General features: G+C 76.2%; 23 protein-coding genes. 14 read left to right on the top strand and 9 right to left on the bottom strand.

From position 1 onward, the window contains the following. Window positions 1-3: 3 nt before the first annotated feature. Entirely contained in the window at window positions 4-1182 is a 1179-nt protein-coding gene (locus ASG41_RS05295) for an acyl-CoA dehydrogenase family protein (protein ID WP_056291002.1), read from the bottom strand. Window positions 1183-1340: 158 nt separating this feature from the next. Between ASG41_RS05295 and ASG41_RS05290 the strand changes: the two genes are divergently transcribed. Next, window positions 1341-1814, top strand: coding sequence for a VOC family protein (locus tag ASG41_RS05290; protein ID WP_056291000.1), 474 nt, complete (start codon window positions 1341-1343; stop codon window positions 1812-1814). Between the two features lie 4 nt (window positions 1815-1818). Here ASG41_RS05290 and ASG41_RS05285 read toward each other — a convergent pair whose 3' ends face one another. Continuing rightward, window positions 1819-2616: an SDR family NAD(P)-dependent oxidoreductase gene (locus tag ASG41_RS05285; protein WP_056290998.1), complete on the bottom strand. Its 798-nt coding sequence runs from the start codon at window positions 2614-2616 to the stop codon at window positions 1819-1821. Between the two features lie 118 nt (window positions 2617-2734). On the opposite strand from ASG41_RS05285, the gene ASG41_RS05280 reads away from it, so the two are divergent. From ASG41_RS05280 to ASG41_RS05270, 3 genes are read left to right on the top strand one after another with little or no spacing between them, the layout of a single operon-like run. Beyond that, entirely contained in the window at window positions 2735-4909 is a 2175-nt protein-coding gene (locus ASG41_RS05280) for a bifunctional diguanylate cyclase/phosphodiesterase (protein ID WP_235564510.1), read from the top strand. Then, on the top strand, window positions 4906-5802 hold the full coding sequence (locus ASG41_RS05275; RefSeq protein WP_235564508.1) for an HDOD domain-containing protein: 897 nt from the start codon (window positions 4906-4908) through the stop codon (window positions 5800-5802). The genes ASG41_RS05280 and ASG41_RS05275 overlap by 4 nt, the downstream gene beginning before the upstream one ends. Window positions 5803-5837: 35 nt before the next feature. Further along, the gene (locus tag ASG41_RS05270; protein ID WP_056290996.1) at window positions 5838-6662 is read left to right on the top strand and encodes a hypothetical protein; all 825 of its coding nucleotides are present in this window, start codon (window positions 5838-5840) and stop codon (window positions 6660-6662) included. Between the two features lie 16 nt (window positions 6663-6678). Here the strand turns inward: ASG41_RS05270 and ASG41_RS05265 are convergent, their stop codons facing one another. The 4 genes from ASG41_RS05265 to mrf form a co-directional block, all read right to left on the bottom strand. Beyond that, window positions 6679-7029: a UBP-type zinc finger domain-containing protein gene (locus tag ASG41_RS05265; protein ID WP_056290994.1), complete on the bottom strand. Its 351-nt coding sequence runs from the start codon at window positions 7027-7029 to the stop codon at window positions 6679-6681. 73 nt (window positions 7030-7102) lie between these two features. Continuing rightward, entirely contained in the window at window positions 7103-7270 is a 168-nt protein-coding gene (gene rpmF, locus ASG41_RS05260; RefSeq protein WP_056290992.1) for a 50S ribosomal protein L32, read from the bottom strand. After that, complete coding sequence (locus tag ASG41_RS05255) at window positions 7270-7551, bottom strand: type B 50S ribosomal protein L31 (protein ID WP_056290990.1); 282 nt, start codon at window positions 7549-7551, stop codon at window positions 7270-7272. The genes rpmF and ASG41_RS05255 overlap by 1 nt, the downstream gene beginning before the upstream one ends. Further along, complete coding sequence (gene mrf / locus ASG41_RS05250) at window positions 7548-8786, bottom strand: ribosome hibernation factor-recruiting GTPase MRF (protein ID WP_056290989.1); 1239 nt, start codon at window positions 8784-8786, stop codon at window positions 7548-7550. Before mrf ends, ASG41_RS05255 begins: the two co-directional genes overlap by 4 nt. A gap of 51 nt (window positions 8787-8837) precedes the next feature. On the opposite strand from mrf, the gene rpmB reads away from it, so the two are divergent. From rpmB to rpsR, 4 genes are read left to right on the top strand one after another with little or no spacing between them, the layout of a single operon-like run. Then, the gene (gene rpmB / locus ASG41_RS05245) at window positions 8838-9086 is read left to right on the top strand and encodes a 50S ribosomal protein L28 (protein ID WP_056290987.1); all 249 of its coding nucleotides are present in this window, start codon (window positions 8838-8840) and stop codon (window positions 9084-9086) included. Beyond that, on the top strand, window positions 9086-9253 hold the full coding sequence (gene rpmG, locus ASG41_RS05240) for a 50S ribosomal protein L33 (RefSeq protein WP_056290985.1): 168 nt from the start codon (window positions 9086-9088) through the stop codon (window positions 9251-9253). Before rpmB ends, rpmG begins: the two co-directional genes overlap by 1 nt. 1 nt (window position 9254) lies before the next feature. After that, a complete protein-coding gene (gene rpsN, locus ASG41_RS05235; protein WP_056290983.1) occupies window positions 9255-9554 on the top strand; it encodes a 30S ribosomal protein S14 in 300 nt (99 codons plus the stop codon). Then, window positions 9548-9775, top strand: coding sequence for a 30S ribosomal protein S18 (gene rpsR / locus ASG41_RS05230; RefSeq protein WP_369799980.1), 228 nt, complete (start codon window positions 9548-9550; stop codon window positions 9773-9775). The genes rpsN and rpsR overlap by 7 nt, the downstream gene beginning before the upstream one ends. An 85-nt stretch (window positions 9776-9860) precedes the next feature. Here the strand turns inward: rpsR and ASG41_RS05225 are convergent, their stop codons facing one another. After that, window positions 9861-12089, bottom strand: coding sequence for a cation-translocating P-type ATPase (locus ASG41_RS05225; RefSeq protein WP_082556597.1), 2229 nt, complete (start codon window positions 12087-12089; stop codon window positions 9861-9863). Next, window positions 12089-12400, bottom strand: coding sequence for a DUF1490 family protein (locus tag ASG41_RS05220; RefSeq protein ID WP_056290978.1), 312 nt, complete (start codon window positions 12398-12400; stop codon window positions 12089-12091). The genes ASG41_RS05225 and ASG41_RS05220 overlap by 1 nt, the downstream gene beginning before the upstream one ends. Before the next feature lie 88 nt (window positions 12401-12488). Between ASG41_RS05220 and ASG41_RS05215 the strand changes: the two genes are divergently transcribed. Genes ASG41_RS05215 through ASG41_RS05190 form a run of 6 tightly spaced genes read left to right on the top strand, consistent with a single transcriptional unit; the run spans window position 12489 to window position 19224 of the window. After that, window positions 12489-13505, top strand: a complete 1017-nt coding sequence (locus tag ASG41_RS05215) for a permease (RefSeq protein WP_200938735.1) — start codon at window positions 12489-12491, stop codon at window positions 13503-13505. Further along, window positions 13502-14236, top strand: coding sequence for a TIGR03943 family protein (locus ASG41_RS05210; RefSeq protein WP_056290976.1), 735 nt, complete (start codon window positions 13502-13504; stop codon window positions 14234-14236). The genes ASG41_RS05215 and ASG41_RS05210 overlap by 4 nt, the downstream gene beginning before the upstream one ends. 44 nt (window positions 14237-14280) lie before the next feature. After that, window positions 14281-15066: an ABC transporter ATP-binding protein gene (locus tag ASG41_RS05205; RefSeq protein WP_056290974.1), complete on the top strand. Its 786-nt coding sequence runs from the start codon at window positions 14281-14283 to the stop codon at window positions 15064-15066. Next, window positions 15063-15893 (top strand): ABC transporter ATP-binding protein, encoded by an 831-nt coding sequence (locus ASG41_RS05200; RefSeq protein WP_056290972.1) that lies wholly within the window; start codon window positions 15063-15065, stop codon window positions 15891-15893. Before ASG41_RS05205 ends, ASG41_RS05200 begins: the two co-directional genes overlap by 4 nt. A gap of 38 nt (window positions 15894-15931) precedes the next feature. Further along, window positions 15932-17449, top strand: a complete 1518-nt coding sequence (locus ASG41_RS05195; RefSeq protein ID WP_056290970.1) for an ABC transporter substrate-binding protein — start codon at window positions 15932-15934, stop codon at window positions 17447-17449. A 2-nt stretch (window positions 17450-17451) separates the two neighbouring features. Continuing rightward, window positions 17452-19224: an ABC transporter permease subunit gene (locus tag ASG41_RS05190; protein WP_082556595.1), complete on the top strand. Its 1773-nt coding sequence runs from the start codon at window positions 17452-17454 to the stop codon at window positions 19222-19224. On the opposite strand, the gene pdxY is transcribed toward ASG41_RS05190, so the two are convergent. Then, window positions 19164-20024 (bottom strand): pyridoxal kinase PdxY, encoded by an 861-nt coding sequence (pdxY, locus tag ASG41_RS05185; protein ID WP_200938734.1) that lies wholly within the window; start codon window positions 20022-20024, stop codon window positions 19164-19166. The genes ASG41_RS05190 and pdxY overlap by 61 nt on opposite strands. Window positions 20025-20027 lie beyond the last annotated feature (3 nt).

The raw sequence follows: 20027 nt of genomic DNA, 5'->3' as shown, positions 1-20027 counted from the left end.
AGGTCACAACCCCAGGATCGAGCCGGCGATGATGGTGCGCTGTACTTCGTTCGAGCCGCCGTAGATGGAGACCTTGCGGTAGTTCAGGTACTCCGGCGTGGCGACGCGGGCCCACTCGGGGACGTCGGTGTCGGCGTCGTCGGCGAAGGAGGCCAGCGACAGCGGTCCGGCGATGTCCACGATGAGCTCGGTGGCGGCCTGCTGCAGCTCCGAGCCGCGCAGCTTGAGCACCGAGGACGCCGGGTGCGGCTTGCCGTCGGTGGAGTTGGCGACCACGCGGAGCGCGGTGAGCTCCAGGGCCAGCAGCTCGTTCTCCAGCTCGGCGATGCGCCGGGCCATGGAGGGGTCCTCGAGCAGCGTGTGGTCGCCCAGGCTGATCGCCGCGGCGTGCGCCTTGGCGTCGACGAGCATGCGCTTGGTGGCCCCGACCCGGGCGATGCCGACCCGCTCGTTGCCCAGCAGGAACTTGGCGTAGTCCCAGCCGCGGTTCTCCTCGCCGATCAGGTTCTCGGCGGGCACCCGGACGTCTTCGAAGAAGACCTCGTTGACCTCGAAGCCGCCGTCCAGCAGCTCGATCGGGCGCAGGGTGACCCCGGGGGTGTCCATCGGGAAGACCAGCATCGAGATGCCGCGCTGCTTCTTCTCCGCTCCCGGGTCGGTGCGGACCAGGCAGAAGATCCAGTCGGCGTACTGCCCCAGCGTGGTCCAGGTCTTCTGGCCGTTGACGACCCAGTCGTCGCCGTCGCGGACGGCGGTGGTGCGCAGGCTGGCGAGGTCGGAGCCGGCGTCGGGCTCGGAGAAGCCCTGGCACCACCAGATGTCCAGGTTCGCCGTCTTCGGCAGGAAGCGCTCCTTCTGCTCCTGGTTGCCGAACGCCGCGATGACCGGGCCGATCATCGAGGCGTTGAACGCCAGCGGCTCGGGGACGGCGGCCAGCTGCATCTCCTCGCGCCAGATGTGGCGCTGCAGCGGGGTCCAGTCCCGGCCGCCCCACTCGGCGGGCCAGTGCGGCACGGCGAGACCGGCGGCGTTGAGCACCCGCTGGGCCTCGACGTAGGCCTCCTTGGACACGTCCCGGTGCGCGGCGACGTCGTCGCGGATGGACTGCGGGACCTGGGTGGTGAAGAACGTGCGCATCTCGTCCCGGAACGCCTGGTCCTCGGGCGACAGGTGCAACTGCATGGACGACCCTCATCTCTCTCCCCGCACGGCGACCGTGCCGCGCGGGCGTCGGGACGACGATCCCACACTTCCTACTGGCCGGTAACCTCCGCCCGCCGGTGAGTCCCGGGGCCCGCGCCGGTCCTCCCCGACAGACCCACCGACCCCGAGGAGACCCCGTGACCGAGATCGTGCCCTGCCTGTGGTTCACCGACGACGCCGAGGCGGCCGTCGCCCTCTACACCGGGCTGTTCCCCGACAGCGAGGTGCTCGAGGTGACCCGGTACCCCGCCGGCGCCCCCGGGGAGGAGGGCAGCGTGCTGACCGTGGAGTTCACCGTCGCAGGCAGCCGGTACACCGCGCTCAACGGCGGCCCGCACGACGCGTTCAACGACGCCGTCTCCCTGCAGGTCCTCGTCGCCGACCAGGCCGAGCTGGACCGGGTCTGGGACGGGCTGCTCGCCGGGGGCGGCACGCCGGTGCAGTGCGGCTGGCTGAAGGACCGCTTCGGGGTGTCCTGGCAGGTGGTGCCGCGGTCCTGGGCCGCCGCGCTGCGGACCGCCACGCCGGCCCAGGCAGCGGCCGGGTTCGCCGCGCTGATGCCGATGGTGCGGATCGACGTCTCCGCGCTGGAGGCCGCGCTGCGCAGCTGAGCGCTCAGTAGTGGACGACCCCGCGCTGCCCGCCGCCGGCGGCGACGGCGTCCCCGGTGACGGCGACGCTGCGCGGGGAGCACAGGAACGTGACGACGTCGGCGACCTCGGCGGCGGTGACCAGCCGGCCGATGCGGACGTCGGCGGCCATCGCCGCCTCGGCCTCGGTCTCGCTGGTGCCGGCCGCGGCAGCGCGGGCCGCGACCACGCCCGGGGTGCGCTCGGTGACGGTGGTCCCGGGGTGCACGACGGTGACGTTGACCCCGTGCGGGCCCAGCTCCTCGGCCAGGTTCGCCGTCATCGCGGCGACGGCCACGTTGCGCACCGTGCCGACCAGCGAGCCGGTCCGCCGGGCGTTGAGCCCGCTGACGTTGACGATCCGGCCCCAGCCCTGCGCGGTCATGTGCGGGGCGACGGCGCGGGCGCAGCGCAGGTAGCCCAGCACCTTGGTCTCGACCTCGGCCCGCAGCGCGTCGTCGGTCAGGTCGGCCAGCGTGGGGACCGGTCCCGAGCTGGCCGGCCGGGCGGCCGCGTTGACCAGCACGTCGACCCCGCCCAACTGGGTCACCACCTCGGCGACGGCGGCCCGGACCGCGGCGTCGTCGGTGGTGTCGGCGGCGACCACGACCACCCGGGTGCCGTACCGCGAGAGCTCCGCGGCGACCGCGGCCAGCGCGTCGGCGTCCCGGGCGAGGAGGGCCACGTCGGAGCCCTCCTCGGCCAGCCGCTCGGCGACCGCGCGGCCGATGCCCCGGCTCGCGCCGGTGACCAGGGCGCGCCTCCCGCGCAGCTGGAGGTCCATCAGGGCCGGCCCGCGGGGGTGCGCATGCGGCCACCGTAGGACGCCGGCCGTCCCACCCGCACGGGTGAGCCGGCCCGGCTGGGCTCCAGCCTGGCCCCGGGCAGGCCGAGAAGACGGCGTGTCCCCGTCCGCGCTGCGTCCCGCCTGGGCCGCCGTCCCCACGCCCGTGGTGACCGCGGTCTTCCACTCGGTCGCCGTCACCGACGGCGCCGCGGTGCTGGTGGTCGACGCCTCGGGACCCGGCGTCCCGGTCGTGACCTGGGGCAGCGCGGGGGTCGAGCGCCTGCTGGGCTACGCCCTCAGCGACGTCCCCGGACGCCCGCTCTCCGCCTTCCTGCCCGACCTGCCCGCCGGGCTGCTGCGCGCCGAGCGCGCCTCCTGCCTGCCGCTCCCGGTGCGCACCGTCACCGGTGCGCTCGTCGAGGCCGTCGTGCTCGCCACGCCCTCCACCGACCCCGGCGTCTGGGCCCTCCGGTTCCAGGCCGGGGCCACCGACGCCGAACGGGTCCTGGCCGACACCGCCGCCGCGCACGAACGCCGATTCAGCACGCTGACCGAGCGGTCCCCGGTGCCGACCCTGCTCTCCGACCACGGCATGCGACTGGCGCACGTCAACGACGCGTTCTGCCGGCTCACCGGCCGTCAGGCCGAGCAGCTGCTGGGCACCGGCTGGCTGGCCGACGTGCACCCCGACGACGTCGAGGAGCTCGTCGACCGGGCCGCCGAGGTGCTCACCGGTGGCGCCGTGGAGGTCCGGGTGCGGATGGTCCGCGCCGACGGTGCGGTCCGCAGCACCGTCGCCCGCTTCGCCCCGCTGGAGGCCCCCGGCGGCGCCGGGGGCTTCGTCGGCACCATCGAGGACGTCACCGAACGGCTGGAGTTCGAGGCGCAGCTGGCCCACCTGGCCCACCACGACCCGCTGACCGGCCTGCCCAACCGCACCCGGCTGGCCGATTACGTCGCGGACCGCTTCGTCCCCGGCGGCCGCGGGCTGGCCTGCCTGTTCCTCGACGTCGACGACTTCAAGGTGGTCAACGACTCCCTCGGGCACGCCGCCGGCGACCAGCTGCTGGTCCAGGTCGCCACCCGGCTGCGCTCCGTCGTCCGCCCCTCGGACCTGGTGGTCCGGTTCGGCGGCGACGAGTTCGTGGTCGTCTGCGAGCGGGTCTCCGAGGACGACGCCGTGGCCCTGGCCGGGCGGATCGGCGCCGAGCTGGCCCGCCCCGTCCAGCTGGGCGGGGTGAGCGTCAGCGTGCGGGTCAGCGTGGGGGTCACCGTGCAGACCGACGAGCACGTGACCGCCGACGAGCTGGTCCGCGACTGCGACATCGCCATGTACCAGGCCAAGGCCGACGGCAAGGGCCGGGTCAGCGTGCTGGACCAGGACTCCCGGGCGCAGGCGCGGGACAAGCTGCGCCTGGTCGCCGACCTGCGGTCCGCCATCGAGGACGGCGGCCTGCGGCTGGCCTTCCAGCCCGTGGTGGAGACCGTCTCCCGCCGTCCGGTGGGGGTCGAGGCGTTGGCCCGGTGGACGCACCCGACCCGGGGCCCCATCGGCCCGCAGGTCTTCGTGGCCCTGGCCGAGGAGAGCGGCCTGGTCGACGCGCTGGGCACCGTGGTCCTGGAGGGGTCCTGCGCGCAGGTCGCCCGCTGGGACGCCGAGCTCGGCCCGGCCGCCCCGCGGGTGGTCAACGTCAACGTCTCGGCCCTGCAGCTGGACGAGCACCTCCCGGCGCAGGTGGCCTCGGCGCTGCAGCGGCACGGCGTGGGTGCCGACCGGCTGTGCGTGGAGATCACCGAGTCCGCGCTGGTCCGCCACCCCGAGCGGGCCGCCCGGGTGCTCGGCGAGCTGCGCGCGCTGGGCGTGCGGATCGCCGTCGACGACTTCGGCACCGGCTGGTCCTCGCTGGCCACCCTCCGGCACCTGCCGGTGGACTGCCTCAAGGTCGACCGCTCCTTCGTCGCCGAGCTGGCCGACGGGCGGCCCCAGATCACCTCCGCCGTCGTCGCGCTGGCCGCCAGCCTCGGGCTGGAGTCCACCGCCGAGGGCGTGGAGACCGAGGAGCAGGCCCGTGCGCTCGGCGCCCTGGGAGCCACCCACCTGCAGGGCTTCGGCATCGCCACCCCGATGGACGCCGCCGACACCACCGCGTGGTTCGCCGCCCAGGCCGCCCGCGCCGCCGCCACGAGCCCCACCGTCATCAGCGCGACCGCCAGCAGCCCGACCGTGGTCCCCGTGGCCCGGCGCGCACCAGAGACCGAGGAGTTCGTCGTGGACGGGGTGACGTCGTGAGGGAGCTGCTGCTCGGGCACGAGCCGGAGGTCGAGGACCTCCCGCCCGGCGAGCACGAGCACGGTGACGGGGACGGCACCGGACAGCCGGTCACCGTCGGCGGATCCCCGCTGGACGACGTGCTGGCCAGCATCGAGACGATGGCCGCCCAGCGCCCCATCGCCGCCCAGATCGTCGCCCTCACCGAGGGGTCCGACGCCGGGGCGCGCGACGTGGCCCGCCTGCTCGCCGCCGACCCGGCGCTGTCCGGTCGGGTGCTCAAGCTGGCGAACTCCGCCTACTACGGGATGCGCGGGCGCGTGGGGTCGCTGCAGTTCGCGATCGCCGTCGTCGGGTTCTCCGTCGTCCGCTCGATGGCCACCGTCGCCCTGACCGACACCCGCGACGAGTCGCAGCTGCCCGAGGACTACTGGACCGTCAGCACGCACCTGGCGCTGGCCGCCTCCGCCCTGGCCCCGCGGCTGGGCAGCCGGCCGCAGGACGCGGTGTGCGTCGGGCTGCTGGCCCAGCTCGGCGTCGCCCTGCTGCACCACCACGACCGGGCCGGGTACGACGCCGTCCGGGAGGCCGGGCCCACCCCGGCCGCCCGCCGGGTCGCCGAGACCCAGCGCTACGGCACCGACGCGCTCGGGCTGACCGCACTGGCCATGCGCAGCTGGGCCTTCCCCGGTGCGCTGGTCGACCCGGTGTCCCAGGTCGACGACCTGGCCTCCGCCCCCGGGGGCCTGCTGCGCGGCGCCCTGGAGATCACCGGTCGGCTGACCCGCGACGGCCACCAGGTCGAGCGGATCGAGCGGCTGACCGGTGGCCGGGTCAGCGAGGTCGACCTGCGCCCGATGCTCACCCAGGTCCGCACCGACGCCGCCGAGCTGCGCCGGACGCTGCTGGGCTGAGTGCGCGGGCGCGCCCCCGGGAGGACAGTGGGGGCGTGTTCGAGATCGACGAGATGGCGCTGCTGACCCGCGAGGTCCTCCGTGAGCGCGGGGCCGAGCTGATCGCCGAGGCCTGCGCCTGGGCGGTGGGCACCAGCGACCGGCCGCACCACCTGCGCCGGCGCGGGCGGCTCGTGGCCAGCGGGACCACCGTCGGGGTGCGGGCCGAGAACGGCCAGCCCCTCGCCGACGAGGAGGGTGGCCGGCTCGACCTGGGCGACGCCCGGCCGGGCAGCTTCCGGGACGCGCTGAACATGGTCGACGCCGAGGGCGTGCTCCACGCCGACCGGTTCGACGTCGCCGTCCTGGAGCCCTTCGTGCTGGAGACCTGCGTGCGCGCCGGCGAGCGGCTGCGGCGGACCCGGCCCGCCGCCTGGGCCGAGCTGGCCGACGAGGTGGGCGAGGACCCGGCCGATGCCGCCGCGGTGGTCCGGGCGGGGGAGTGGGAGGCCCCGCTGCGCATCGACGCCGAGCACCTGGTGCTCGCCGCGATCGGCGACACCTCCCTGGCGCTCGTGGAGGCCGAGGGGGTGCCGCTGTCGCTGGTGCGCGCCGCCGAGGCACTGACCCGGGAGGCCGCGCCGCGCCCGCCCGCCCCGGCGCCCCGCACCGAGGACCTGGCCGGCGCGGTCTTCCTGGCCACCGTCGCGCTGGAGGGGCTGCCCACGCCGGTGCCGCCCACCCACGTCGACCGGGTGCTGGACGCCCTCGTGGAGGAGGGACTGGCGCGCGAGGAGGTGCTCGGAGTGCTGCCGCACCTGCCGCTGGAGCCGGCCACCGAGGCCGACCTGCGGCGGTTGGCGGAGCGGCTGCCGGAGTAGCCGGCGCCCGGGTGGGTCAGCCGCCGAGGCGGCGGACCCAGTCGGCGGGCACCCGGTCGGCCGGGCCGGGGACGGACTGCTCCTCCGGGTGGCTGGTGGGCGCGGCCAGCTCCGGGCCGACGAACCCGCCACCGGTGCCGAAGTCGTAGAACCAGTCCTCGCCCGGCTCGAAGCTCTGGATGACCGGGTGCCCGGTCTGCTCGGCGTGCGCGGTGGCGTGCCTGTTCAACGAGTCGTCGCAGCAGCCGACGTGCCCGCACTGCGCGCAGCGGCGCAGGTGGAACCACCAGGACGAGGTGGCCTCGCACTCGACGCAGCCGGGGCCGCTGGGCGGGACGGAGGTGTCGATGCCGGCCGGGGTGCTCATGGCGACACCCTGCCACCTCCGCCCCGCCCGGCTCCAGCCTCGGCAGGGGGTCGTCGGGCCGGGCAGCCCAGGGTCAGTCCAGGGTCAGGAGGCCCCGCTGGGCGGCCCGGACCAGGCGACGCGGGACCAGGTGGCGGACGCCGTCGACCACCACGGGCACCAGCTGCGGCGGGGTGGCCTTCCACCGCGCGCGGCGGTGCCGGGTGTTCGACCTCGACGTCCGGCGCTTGGGGACCGCCATCAGCCGCGCCGTCCGTACTTCGCGTGGAACTTCTCCACCCGGCCGGCGGTGTCCAGGACCCGGGCGCTGCCGGTCCAGAACGGGTGCGAGGCGCTGCTGGTGTCCACGGTGACCACGGGCAGGGTCTCGCCGTCCAGCTCGATGGTCTGCCCGCCGGTCTGCCCGCCGGTCTGCCCGCCGGTCTGCCCGCCGGCGATCGTCGAGCGGGTGCGGAAGACCGTGCCGGTGGCGGTGTCGCGGAAGGCCACCGTCCGGTAGGTGGGGTGGATGCCGTCTCTCATCGGTTCTCCTCGGGGTGGGTGCTGCTGCGGGGGTCGGGGGCGGGGGTGCTGTCCTCGCAGGGGTCGGCGTGCCAGTCGCCGAACGGGTCGGGGAAGGTGGCCCACAGCTCCGGGCCGGCGGCGAACTCGGCGTCGGTGAGCAGGGCGTCCCGCAGCGCGTCGGTGACGACGTCGGGGGACTGCCGGTGCACCAGCACGACGAGGGCGGCGTCCCGGTCGCCGTGCACCGGGTCCCAGCGCAGCGCGGCCGCGGCCCGCCGCTCCGGGTCCACCTGGGCCCACAGCTCGGCGTCGTCGCCCAGGGTGGCCAGCCACGGGCCGGCGTCCCCGACCTGCAGGCCGCCGCCGGCGGACTCCAGCCACACGGCACGCTCGCCCTGGGTGGCCAGCCACAGCCGGCCACGGCTGCCCACGACGCCGTCCAGCAGCACGTCGAAGGCCTCGTGCAGGCGTTCGGGGTGGAACGGGCGCGCGGCGGTGAAGCGGACCAGCTGCACCCCGGCGTCGGTGTCCAGGCGGGGCTGCCCGGCCAGCAGCGGGGCGTGCGGGGAGTGCGGTCGGCCGCGTCGGGCGGAGCCGTCCAGGCCGGCGAGGACCCGCTCGGGGGTCCAGTGCTCGATCGACCCGAGCCGGGCGGCCGGCACCCAGCGCTCCAGCACCGCGTGCAGCCGGACGGCGGTCCAGTCGTCGACCGGCGGCCCGGCCAGCAGGACGACGTCGGCCATCCCGACCTGGCCGAGGGCGACCTGGGCCAGGGTCCGCTCGTCGTCGGCGGTGGCGGCCAGCCCGCGGTCGGCCATCGTGTCCTCACCGGTGACGTCCTCGAGCCAGGTCGCCTGCTCCAGCACCGCGACGACGGCTTCGACGGTGACCGCGTCGGAGGCGGTGCCGCCGTCGTCGAGTGGCAGGTGGCCGAGGGACCAGCACAGGTGCTCGGGCTCCAGGGCCGGGTCGAGCTGGAGGACGACGCGGGCGACGTCGGGGCGGGTGCCCAGGGTGTGCAGCAGCGGGAGGACGTCCAGGCGCAGCGTGCAGGACAGGCAGCCGTGGGCGAGTTCGAGGGCGGTGGTCTCGGCGGGGGCGCCGGCGGCCTGCACGGTGCGGACGACGACGCCCTGGTCGAGCCGGCCGACGTCGTGGTGCACGAGCACGGAGCCCGGGGTGAGCAGGTCGGCCGCGGCCCGGGCGCTCAGCGCGCGGTGCACGCCGGTGACGAGGACGAGGGGAGTGGGCATGCCCAGACCCTAGATGAAGACGGGAACCATTGTCATCTAGGGTGGTCCGCCATGACCACCTTCTGCGAGGTGACCGGCCGCCGTCCCACCTTCGGCAAGGCCGTGAGCCACTCCCACCGGCGGACCAACCGCCGCTTCGACCCCAACCTGCAACGCAAGCGCTTCTGGGTGCCCAGCGAGAACCGGTTCGTCCGGCTCACCGTGTCCACCCGAGGCATCAAGACCATCGACGTCCAGGGCATCGAGTCCGTCTGGGCCCGGGTGAAGCGCGAGCGCTCGCTCACCGGCGGGCGGGTCTGATGGCCCGGGCCACCGACGTCCGGCCGGTGATCAAGCTCAAGTCCACCGCCGGGACGGGCTACACGTACGTGACCCGCAAGAACCGCCGCAACGACCCCGACCGGCTGGTGCTGCGCAAGTACGACCCGGTCGTGCGCCGGCACGTCGAGTTCAAGGAGGACCGCTGACATGGCCAAGGCCTCGAAGGTCGCCGCGAACGACCGGCGCCGGCTCGTCGTCGCCCGGTACGCCGAGCGCCGCGCCGCGTTGAAGCAGGTCGTCCGCACCGGCACCGACGTCGAACGCGCCGCCGCCCAGGCGGCCCTGCAGCGGATGCCCCGCGACGCCAGCGCCACCCGGGTGCGCAACCGGGACGCCGTCGACGGCCGCCCGCGCGGGCACCTGCGGGCGTTCGGGCTGTCCCGCATCCGGTTCCGGGAGATGGCCCACGACGGCCAGCTCCCCGGCATCACCAAGAGCAGCTGGTGACCCCGGCCCCGCGCCCGCCGCGGCCGAGGAAGCGCCGGCGGTTGGACGGTCCGGTCGACTGGAAGGACGTGCAGTTCCTGCGCACCTTCGTCTCCGACCGCGGCAAGATCCGTGCCCGCCGGGTCACCGGCCTGGACCCCAAGGCGCACCGCGACGTCGCCCGGGCGATCAAGAACGCCCGCGAGATGGCCCTGCTGCCCTACCCCTCGAAGGGCCGCTGACCCGCGTACCCAGGTGCAGGCGAAGGAAGCTCCACACCCCCCATCGGGCTCACCGGGGGGTGTGGAGCTTCCTTTGCCTCGGGGGTCAGCGGGGGGTGCCGCGGTGGCGGACGAGGCGGGCGGAGTTGACCGCCACGGCCACCGAGCTGGCGTTGTGCAGCACCGCGGCCAGCACCGGGGACAGCGCCCCGGCCCCGGCGACGACCAGCCCGACGCCGTTGACCGCGATGGACAGCCCGTAGTTCTGCCGCACGATCCCCAGGGTCGCGCCGCCCAGGTCGCGCAGGTCCAGCAGGTGCCGCAGGTCGTCCCCGACCAGGGCGACGTCGGCGGTCTCGACGGCGACGTCGGTGCCCGAGACGCCCATCGCGATGCCGATGTCGGCCGCGGCCAGGGCGGGGGCGTCGTTGGTGCCGTCGCCGACCACCGCGACCGTGTACCCCTCGGCCTGCAGCGCGGTGACCACGTCCTGCTTGTCCTCGGGCAGGACCTCCGCGCGCCACTCGGTGATGCCCAGGCGCTCGGCCACGGCGGCCGCGCTGGCCGCGTGGTCCCCGGTCAGCATGACGATCCGGCGCACCCCGGTGGCCCGCAGCGTCGCCAGCACCTCGGCGGCTTCCTCGCGGACCTCGTCGAGCAGGCTCACCAGCCCCACGAGCTCGCCGTCGACGGCCAGCAGCAGCGGGGTCTCGGTCCGTCCGCGCAGGGTGGCCAGCCAGCCCAGCGCCTCCTCGCCGACCGCCACGCCCTCGGCGGCCATCAGCGCCTCGCTGCCCAGCAGCAGCACGCGGCCGTCGGCCTGGGTGCGCATCCCCAGGCCCAGCAGGACCTCGCACTCCTCGTGCGGGGGGATGAAGACGTGCCGCTCCTCGGTGGAGCGGATGACCGCCTGGGCCAGCGGGTGCCGGGAGTGGATCTCCGAGCTGGCCGCGTAGCCCAGGACCTGCTCGGGCTCCCAGTCGGGGGAGAAGGACACCACGTTGGTGACGACGGGGCGTCCCACGGTCAGCGTCCCGGTCTTGTCGAACACCACGGCGTCGATCCGGCCGGCCGCCTCCAGGTGCGCGCCGCCCTTGATCAGCACGCCGCGGGAGGCGCCGTTGCCGATGGCGGCGCTCACCGCGGTCGGGGTGGAGAGCCCGACCGCGCAGGGGCAGGCCACCAGCAGCATGGTCATCGCCCGGCGGACGTCGCGCGTGACCAGCCAGGTGAGGGCCGCCAGCGCGAAGGACGCCGGCACGAACCGGCGGGAGAACTCGTCGCCCACGGTCTGGATCGGGGCGCGGTCGTCGGTGGCCTGCTCGACCCGGGCGATGATCCGGCCGATCGCGGTGTCCGAGCCGGTGGCCGAGGCGCGCACGACGATCCGGCCGCGCAGGTTCACCGACCCGGCGTGCACGGTGGACCCGGCGGTGACCGCGACCGGCAGCGGCTCGCCGGTGATGGCGGCCTGGTCGACGACGCCGTCGCCCTCGACGACCTCGCCGTCCACGGCGATGGTGGCCTGCTCGTGGACGACGACCAGGTCCCCGACGCGGAGCCGGGCCAGGTCGACCTGCTGCTCCACGGCAGACGTGCTGTCGCCCACCAGGACCCACGCGGTGGACTCGGTGCCGGCCAGCAGGGCGGAGATCGCGTTGCGGGTGCGGCGCAGGGTGAGGTCCTGCAGCCACTCCCCGATGTTGAGCAGCCACAGCACGGTGAGTGCCACGACGTTCTCGCGCAGCAGCAGGCTGGCCACGGTGGCGGCGGTGACCAGCGCGTCGGTGCCCGCGGTGCGCTTGCCGGTGAGCGCGCCGACGGCGCCCTTGAGGAACGGGTAGCCGGTGAAGAGGGTGACCACGCTGGCGGCGAACCGGCTCTGCCCGGACAGCACGGGCGGGCGGCCCAGCCCGTAGCGGCGGACGCCGAGCAGCAGCAGTGTGGCACCGCCCACGCCGATGCGCAGCAGCTCGCCGTTGGTCACGTCGGCCGAGCGCGGGCGGCGGGCGACGACGGCGTCCGCGGGCCGGTCGGCGACGGCCGAGACGGCGGCGAGCACGTCGGCGCGGTGGGCGTCGGCGTCCAGCCAGACCAGCACGTGGCCGGTGACCGGGTGGGCCTGCGCCGCGAGCACCCCGGGGAGCTCGTCCAGGGCGTCCTCGACCAGCACCGCGCGGGACGGCGAGCCGGTGAGCCACGGGGCGTGCAGCCGGACCCGGCCGGCGACGTCGCTGACGACGCGCGGGGCGGGTGCCTGTGCGGGGGTCGGCGGGGGCGGCTCCGGGGTGGCTGACCTCAGGACGACGGCGGGGACCGGGGTGCGGCGGGCCATCAGTGGCTGTGGTCGTGCCCGGCGGCCCGGTCGGCCGGCGGCGGGGCCTGCTCGCCCAGGTCGGCGTAGGCCTGCGCGCGGACGTCGCCGGCGGCCAGGCGGGCCTTCTCCACCGCGGTCTCGGCCCGGCGGGCACCCAGGATGCCCAGCTTGGTGGCGCCGACAGCGGCCTTCTTCGGCAGGCTGCCGGACTCGCCGCGCTCGGCGGCGCGGACGACCAGGACGCCGACGACGCCGGTGGCCACGGTGCCGACGGCCTTGCGCAGCAGGGACCCGGCGCCGGAGGTGCGGGACTTCTTCGACTCGGCCAACGGGAGCTCCTCGTTCAGGGGGTGGGTCGTGCGACAGTGTGCGCGACAACGGTAGTGGGAACCATGTTCACCGAGGGGGGTGGGTGCCGTGTCCGGTCCGCCCGACCTCGGGCTCCGTCCGTCCCGGGGGAGTGGCCTGGACCGGGGCCGCGGTGGAGGCACCCGGTCGACCGACGTGCTGGTGGTGGCCCTGCTGGCCGTCGTCGCCGCCCGGTTCCTGCTGCCCGGCGCCTTCGACGCACCGGCCCTGCGCGCCTGGGCGACGGTGTTCGTGGCGGTCTGCCTGCAGGCGCTGCCCTTCCTCGTGCTGGGCGTCGGGCTGTCCGCGGCGATCGGCACGCTGGTGCCACCCTCGTTCTTCGCCCGGGCGCTCCCGCGCCGCCCGGCGCTGGCCGTCCCGGTCGCCGGTGCCGCCGGGCTGGTGCTGCCCGGGTGCGAGTGCGCCTCGGTGCCGGTGGCCGGCAGCCTCGTCCGCCGCGGCGTGACCCCGGCTGCCGCGCTGGCCTTCCTGCTGTCGGCGCCCGCGGTCAACCCCGTCGTGCTGGTCGCCACCGCGGTCGCCTTCCCCGGGGACCCGGAGATGGTGCTGGCCCGGTTCCTGGCCTCGATGGCGGTCGCGGTGACCATGGGCTGGCTGTGGTCGGCGTTCGGCCGGGGGGAGTGGCTGCGCATGCCGGCCCGCTCGGTGCACGAGGCCGGCGGCCACCGGGCGGCCGCGTTCCTCGGCGCGGTGCAGCACGACCTGGTGCACGCCGGTGGCTACCTGGTCGTCGGGGGCCTCACCGCCGCCACGCTGAACGTCGTCGTCCCCCGGGAGTGGCTGGACGCCGTGGCCGCCGAGCCGGTGCTCGCGGTGCTGGTGCTGGCCGCGCTGGCCGTGGTGCTGGCCATCTGCTCGGAGGCCGACGCGTTCGTCGCGGCCGGGCTCACCTCGTTCTCCCTCACCGCGCGGCTGGTCTTCCTCGTCGTCGGCCCGGCCGTCGACGTCAAGCTGATCGCGCTGCAGGCGGGCACCTTCGGCAGCCGGTTCGCCGTCCGGTTCGCCCCGGTCACCCTGGTCGTGGCGATCGCCGCGGGGTCGCTCGTGGGCTGGTGGCTGCTGTGAGCCGGCTGGCCCAGCACCTGCTGCTGGTGCTGCTGGGCGGGGTGACGCTGCGCGTCTCGCTGTCCGAGGCTTACCTGGCGTACGTGCAGGCCGGGTTCCGGCCGCTGCTGGTCGCCGCCGGGGCCGTCGTCCTCGCGGTGGGGCTGCTCGGGCTGGTGCGGGACCGCCCCGGCCGCGACGCCGGGCCCGGGCAGGCGCACGAGCACGGCGGGCCGCGGGTGGCCTGGCTGCTGCTGGCCCCGGTCGCGGTGCTGCTCGTGGTCGCACCCGGGCCGCTGGGCGCCTTCACCGCGCAGCGGCAGACCGCCCCGGTGTCCGCGCCGCCGCCGGGGGACGTGCCGCTGGGCATCGGACCCGACGACCCGGGGGAGTCCTGGCGCACGATGACGCTGGCCGGCTACTCGGTGCGCACCCAGCAGTCGGACACCGCGCCGCTGCGCGACCGTCGGATCCGGCTGGTCGGTTTCCTGTCCCCGCGCGACGGTGGCGGCTGGTACGTCACCCGCATCCGGATCGCCTGCTGCGCCGCGGACGCACTGGCCGTGCGGGTCGTGCTCGAGGGCCCCGACGCCGACGAGCTGCTGGCCGGGCGGTCCGCCGACGACTGGGTCGAGGTCGTCGGCACGTACGCACCGTCGCGGGAGCACCCCACGCTGGGGTACCCCGAGCCGGTGCTGGACCCCGACGCGGTCGCGACGGTGCCGGCCCCCGTCGACGGCTACGAGGACTGACCCCCGCCGGGGACCCCCGTCGCCCCTCGGCTAGCCTGCTGACAATGATTCCTGTTGTCGACGCCGAGGTCACACCTGCGCTGCAGGTGTCCGGCCTGACCCTCAGCGTCGCCGGCACCCGGCTGCTGCACGGCGTCGACCTCACCGTGCCCGCCGGCAGCCGGGTCGCGCTCATCGGGGCGTCGGGCTCCGGCAAGTCCCTCACGGCCGGGGCGGTGCTGGGCCGGCTGCCCGCCGGCGCGGTGGCCACCGGCGCCGTCCGGGTCGCCGGGGACGACGTCCTCGGGGTGCCCGCCGCGCGGCGCACGGCCCGCACCCGGGTCGCCGCCATCGCCCAGGACCCGCTGGCCGCGCTCAACCCGCTGGTGCCCGTGGGCGCCCAGCTGGCGACCCCGCTGCGCCACCGCGGGGGCCTGCGTGGCGCCGCACTGCGCACCCGGGCCGCCCAGCTGCTCACCGACGTCGGGCTCACCGACCCCGACCGGGTGCTGCGCAGCGTCGCCGGCGAGCTCTCCGGCGGCCAGCGCCAGCGGGTCTGCACCGCGATCGCGCTGGCGTCGGCGGCCGGGCTGCTGGTCGCCGACGAACCCACCACCGCCCTGGACCTGGTCACCCAGGCCCAGGTCGTCCGGCTGCTGCACGCGCACACCGCCGACAGCGCCCTGCTGTTCATCACCCACGACGTCGCCGTCGCAGCCACCCTGTGCGACCGGTTCGTGGTGCTGGAGGCCGGTCGGGTCGTCGAGGACGGCCCGACCGCCGAGCTGGTGGCCGCCCCGGCATCGGCGCACCTGCGCGAGCTGGTCGACGCCGCCCGGGCCGTGGCGTGAACGCCGTGCTGACGGCCCGGGAGGCCGTCCCGTCGACCACCGTCACCCCGGTGCTGCAGGCCCGCGGGCTGCGCCGCACCCACCCGCTCCCCAGGCGCCGCCCGTGGGCGCCGGCCGGGCGGCTCACCGCCCTCGACGGGGTCGACCTGGCGCTGGCGCCCGGCGAGCAGCTCGGGGTCGTCGGCAGCTCCGGGTCGGGCAAGTCGACCCTGCTGCGGCTGCTGCTGGCCCTGGACGCCCCCGACGCCGGCACCGTGCACTGCGGGGACCGGGCCGTCTCCCCGGGCCCGGCCCGCCGGCTGCGCTGGTTCCGCCGGCAGGTGCAGTACGTGCCCCAGGACCCGGCCAGCACCCTGGACCCCCGGATGACCGTCGGGGCCCTGGTCGCCGAACCGCTGCGCGCCCTGGGCGTCCCCGGCGACCACCGGACCGCGGTGGCCACCGCGCTGGAGCGGGTCCGGCTGGACGCCGGGCTCGCCTCCCGCCGTCCCGGCGAGCTCTCCGGCGGTCAGGCCCAGCGGGTCGCCCTGGCCCGCGCCCTGGCACCGGCCCCGACGGTGCTGCTGGCCGACGAACCGGTCAGCGGCCTGGACCTCGCCGTCCGGGCGCAGGTCGTCGAGCTGCTCGCCGAGCTGGGCCGGGACCGGGGTCTGGCCCTGTTGCTGGTCTCCCACGACCTGTCCGTGGTCTCCCGGCTGTGCAGCCGGACGCTCGTCCTGGACGCCGGCCGGGTCGTCGAGGACCGCCCCACCGACCAGCTGCTGGCCACCCCCCGGCACCCCGCCGCCCGGGCCCTCGTCGAGGCCGTGCCGCACCTCCCCGCCTGACCCGCTCCACCCACCCCACCGAACGAGGACGTCCGTCGATGCCTGCTGTCCCCACCCACCGCCGACCGTTGTTCCGCACCGGTGTCCTGACCACCACCGCCGCCCTGCTGCTGACCGGCTGCTTCAGCGGCTCGACCGGGTCCGACGCCGCCTCGGCCGGCGACGGCCGGGTCTCCCTGGCGATGCTGCAGCCGCCCCGCTCGGGGCTGTCCCCGCTGTCCGACGACGCGTTCAAGCTCTCCCGCTGGAGCACCGCCGAGACCCTGGTGGTGCTCGACGAGCTCGGTGAGGCCCAGCCCGCCCTGTCCACCGGCTGGGAGCAGGTCGACGACCGCACGTGGCGGTTCGCCGTCCGCCAGGGGGTGACCTTCCACGACGGGACCGACCTCACCGCCGAGCAGGCCGCGGCCTCGCTGACCGCGGCCACCCAGGCCTCCCCGAAGCCCCGGATCCTGGACGGCGTCGAGCTCACCGCCGTCGCCGACGGGGACGACGTCGTCGTCACCACCGGGGACGTCGACCCGCTGGTGCCCCAGCGGCTGTCGAGCCCGCAGCTGGCCGTGCTGGCCGCCTCCGCCTACGCCGAGGACGGCGCCGTGAGCCCGGTGGGCACCGGCACCGGGCCCTTCGAGCTGGTCGCGGTCGACGGCACCTCGGGCGCCACCCTGGACCGGTACGACGGCTACTGGGGCGACCCCGCCGCGGCCAGCGGCATCGACGTCGACTTCGTGCCCGACGGCACCGCCCGGGCCGCGGCGCTGCGGACCGGCACCGCCGACGTCGTGGAGGCCGTGCCGGTCTCCCAGGCCGGGCTGCTGGACCCCGACCTGGTGCACGAGGTGCCCATGCCGCGCACGAACACGCTCTACCTCAACACCACCAGCGGGCCCTTCGCCGACGCCGGGGTCCGCGCCGCGGCCCGGGCGGCGATCGAGCGCGCCACCCTGGTGGAGACCGTCTACGAGGGCCGGGCCGACATCGCCGAGGGCCTGCTCGGCCCGGCGCTGCCCTGGGCCGCCGAGGGCCGCGGCGAGCTCGACCTGCCCGCCGCCGGCACCGTCCGGGCCGGCACCGCGATCACCCTGGGCACCTTCACCGACCGGGCCGAGCTGCCCGAGGTCGCCGTCCTGGTGCAGCAGCAGCTGGAGGCCGTCGGCTTCACCGTCACCCAGGACGTCCGCGAGTACGCCTTCATCGAGGCCGACGCGCTGGCCGGGGCGTTCGACGCGTTCATCCTGTCCCGCGCCACCGTGCTGGACTCCGGTGACCCGGTCGCCTACCTGTTCAGCGACTTCTCCTGCGAGGGCTCCTTCAACATCTCCCAGCTGTGCGACCCGGCCGTCGACGCCGCGCTGCAGGCCGCCTCGGCCGCCCCGGCCGGGCCCGAGCGCCGCGCCCTGGTGCTCGAGGCCGAGGCCGCGGTGCTGGCCACCGGCGCCGCGGTGCCGATGCTGCACGAGCGCGTGGTCCAGGGCGAGCAGGCCGGCGTCAGCGACGCCGCCCGCGACCCCCGCGAGCGCGTGCTGATCACCGCGCAGACCACCGCCGGGGAGTGACCGTGGCGGGCCGGCTGGGGGTGACGGCGTCCCGGGTGCTGTCGCTGGCCGGGGTGGTTGCGCTGATCGGCGTGCTGCCCTGGCTGTCGGGCCGCAGCCCCGAGCTGTCGGTGCTGCGGGCCCGGTCCGCCGAGCAGGAGGCGACCCCGGAGGCCCTGGCCGCGATCCGGGCCGACCTCGGGCTCGACGACGGGCCGCTGGCCCTGCTGCGGTCCTGGCTGGGCGGGCTGGTGCGCGGGGACCTGGGGACCTCCTGGGTCTCCGGCACCCCCGTCGGCCCCGGTGTGGGCGCCGCACTGGGCGTCTCGCTGACCCTGATGGCCTTCGCCCTGCTCGTCGCCGTGCTGACCACGACGCTGCTGTGCCTGCCGGCCCTGCGCCGGGCGGTCCGCGGCGAGCCCGGCCGGCCCTCCGGCGTGGGCGGGGCGGCGCTGACCGCGCTGCCGGAGTTCCTGCTGGCGTCCGTGCTGCTGGTCGTCGGCGCCGTCTGGCTGGGCTGGTTCCCGCCCTACGGCTGGGACGGGCCGTCCTCGGCGGTGCTGCCGGCGCTGGCGATGGGACTGCCCGCGGGCGGGCTGGTCGGGCGGCTGCTGGCCGATGCGCTCACCGCGGCCAGCAGCGAGCGCTGGGTGCTGTCCTGGCAGGTCGCCGGTGCCACCCGCGCCCAGGTCGCCCGGGCCCTGGTGCGCCGGGCGCTGCCCTCGCTGACCACCCAGGTCGCGCTGGTGCTGGTCGGGCTGACCGGCGGAGCCGTGGCCGCCGAGCAGGTGTTCGCCGTCCCGGGGCTGGGGCGATCGACCCTCGGTGCCGCCGAGTCCCAGGACCTGCCCGCCCTGCAGGCCGGGATGCTCGCACTGCTCGGCATCTCCGCGGTCTTCGGCATCGCGGCGAGCGCGCTGCGGGTGGCGCTGCTGGGCCGCGCCGTGCGCACCGGGACGGTCCCGGTCGCCGACCCCGTCCGCACCTGGCGGGGACGGGACCGGGTGCTGCCCGGGGTCTGTGCGGCCCTGCTGGCCGGCACCGTCGCCGCCGGGCTGGGCCGGGACCCGGTGACGTCGGCCCACGCCCGCCTGGCCCCGCCGAGCTGGGCCCTGCCCTTCGGCGCCGACGCCAGCGGCCGTGACCTGCTCGCCCGGGTCGCGCACGGCGCCCTCGACACGGTGGGGACGGCGGTGCTGGTCACCGCGGCCAGCCTGTTGGTGGGCCTGCTGGTCGGGCTGCTGCCCCGGGCCTCGGTCGGCCCGGTCGAGGTGGCCAACGCCGCACCGCCGGTCATCGTCGGTGTGCTGGTCGCCGCCGTCGCCGGGTCCTCGCTGACCGGCGCCGCGGTGGCGGTGCTGCTGGTCGGCTGGGCCCCGGTGGCCGCGCACGTCGCCGCCGTCGGCACCGAGGTCCGGGCGTCGGCGTACGTGCGGGTGCTGCCGGTCCTGGGCGTCGGCCCGCTGGCGGTGACCTGGCGGCACGTCGTCCCGACGCTGCTGGGACCGGTCACCCGCAACGCCGTCCTGCGGCTGCCGGGCATCGCGCTGGCGCTGGCCGCGCTGGGCTTCCTGGGTCTCGGCCCGACGCCGCCCAGCCCCGAGTGGGGCCTGCTGCTCGCCGAGGGCATGCCCTACGTCGAGCGGGCCCCCTGGACGGTGCTGGCCCCCACCGGCGCCCTGGTGCTGACCGCGGTGCTGGCGGTGTCGCTGTCGGTCTGGTCCCGCCGGCCGGCTCAGCCGGCGGGCACCTCGACGACGTCGAACGTCCGGGTCGGGGCCACGAACTCCTCCTGAGCCGCCACCAGCAGGATCTCCCGGCTGCCGGCCTCGGCGGTCGTCCGCAGCAGGCCGAACACCGAGGCCGCCGCCCGGCCCAGCGCCTCGGCGGCCGAGCCGGTGGACATCCAGTGCGCCAGGAACAGCGCGGCGATCGCGTCGCCGGCGCCGTTCACCGACAGGCCCAGCCGCGGGGTCCGCACCCGCCAGTGCCGGCCGCCCTCGCTGGCCAGCAGGTCGACCGCGTCCTCCGGGGTGTCCTCCACGACCAGCGAGGTGGTCAGCACCACCCGCGGGCCGGTGGCCTGCAGCGCGGCGACGGCGTCCCGGACCTGGGCCAGCGTCGTGGTCTCCCGGCCGGTGAGCAGGTCCAGCTCGTAGTGGTTGGGTGTGACCACGTCGGCGGCGGGCACCGCGGTGTCCCGCATGAACTCGGCGATCCCCGGCCGGACGAAGACGCCGCGGCCGACGTCGCCGATGACCGGGTCGCAGCAGTACACGGCCGCCGGGTTGGCCGCCCGCACCCGCGCGACGGTCTGCACCACCGCGTGCCCGATGTCGGCGGATCCCAGGTAGCCCGACAGGACGGCGTCGCAGCTGCCGAGCACACCGCGGTCGGCGATGCCGTCGACGACCTCCTCGACGGCCTGCCCGTCGAACACCCGGCCGGTCCACGCGCCGTACCCGGTGTGGTTGGAGAACTGCACGGTGTGCACCGGCCACACCTCGTGCCCCAGCCGCTGCAGCGGGAAGACGGCGGAGGCGTTCCCGACGTGCCCGTAGGCGACGTGGGACTGGATCGAGAGGACGTTCACCACGGC

Source organism: Modestobacter sp. Leaf380 (assembly GCF_001424485.1).
GTDB lineage: Bacteria > Actinomycetota > Actinomycetes > Mycobacteriales > Geodermatophilaceae > Klenkia.
The sequence above is the reverse complement of the archived record's forward strand: the minus strand, read 5'-3'. Positions and strand labels throughout refer to the sequence as shown.

Bases quoted from the DNA above. Each gene is read 5' to 3' on its own strand.
- ASG41_RS05295 (WP_056291002.1), bottom strand. From the start codon at position 1,182: ATGCAGTTGCACCTGTCGCCCGAGGACCAGGCGTTCCGGGACGAGATG.
- ASG41_RS05285 (WP_056290998.1), bottom strand. From the start codon at position 2,616: ATGGACCTCCAGCTGCGCGGGAGGCGCGCCCTGGTCACCGGCGCGAGC.
- ASG41_RS05265 (WP_056290994.1), bottom strand. From the start codon at position 7,029: ATGAGCACCCCGGCCGGCATCGACACCTCCGTCCCGCCCAGCGGCCCC.
- rpmF (WP_056290992.1), bottom strand. From the start codon at position 7,270: ATGGCGGTCCCCAAGCGCCGGACGTCGAGGTCGAACACCCGGCACCGC.
- ASG41_RS05255 (WP_056290990.1), bottom strand. From the start codon at position 7,551: ATGAGAGACGGCATCCACCCCACCTACCGGACGGTGGCCTTCCGCGAC.
- mrf (WP_056290989.1), bottom strand. From the start codon at position 8,786: ATGCCCACTCCCCTCGTCCTCGTCACCGGCGTGCACCGCGCGCTGAGC.
- rpmB (WP_056290987.1), top strand. From the start codon at position 8,838: ATGACCACCTTCTGCGAGGTGACCGGCCGCCGTCCCACCTTCGGCAAG.
- rpmG (WP_056290985.1), top strand. From the start codon at position 9,086: ATGGCCCGGGCCACCGACGTCCGGCCGGTGATCAAGCTCAAGTCCACC.
- rpsN (WP_056290983.1), top strand. From the start codon at position 9,255: ATGGCCAAGGCCTCGAAGGTCGCCGCGAACGACCGGCGCCGGCTCGTC.
- ASG41_RS05225 (WP_082556597.1), bottom strand. From the start codon at position 12,089: ATGGCCCGCCGCACCCCGGTCCCCGCCGTCGTCCTGAGGTCAGCCACC.
- ASG41_RS05205 (WP_056290974.1), top strand. From the start codon at position 14,281: ATGATTCCTGTTGTCGACGCCGAGGTCACACCTGCGCTGCAGGTGTCC.
- ASG41_RS05195 (WP_056290970.1), top strand. From the start codon at position 15,932: ATGCCTGCTGTCCCCACCCACCGCCGACCGTTGTTCCGCACCGGTGTC.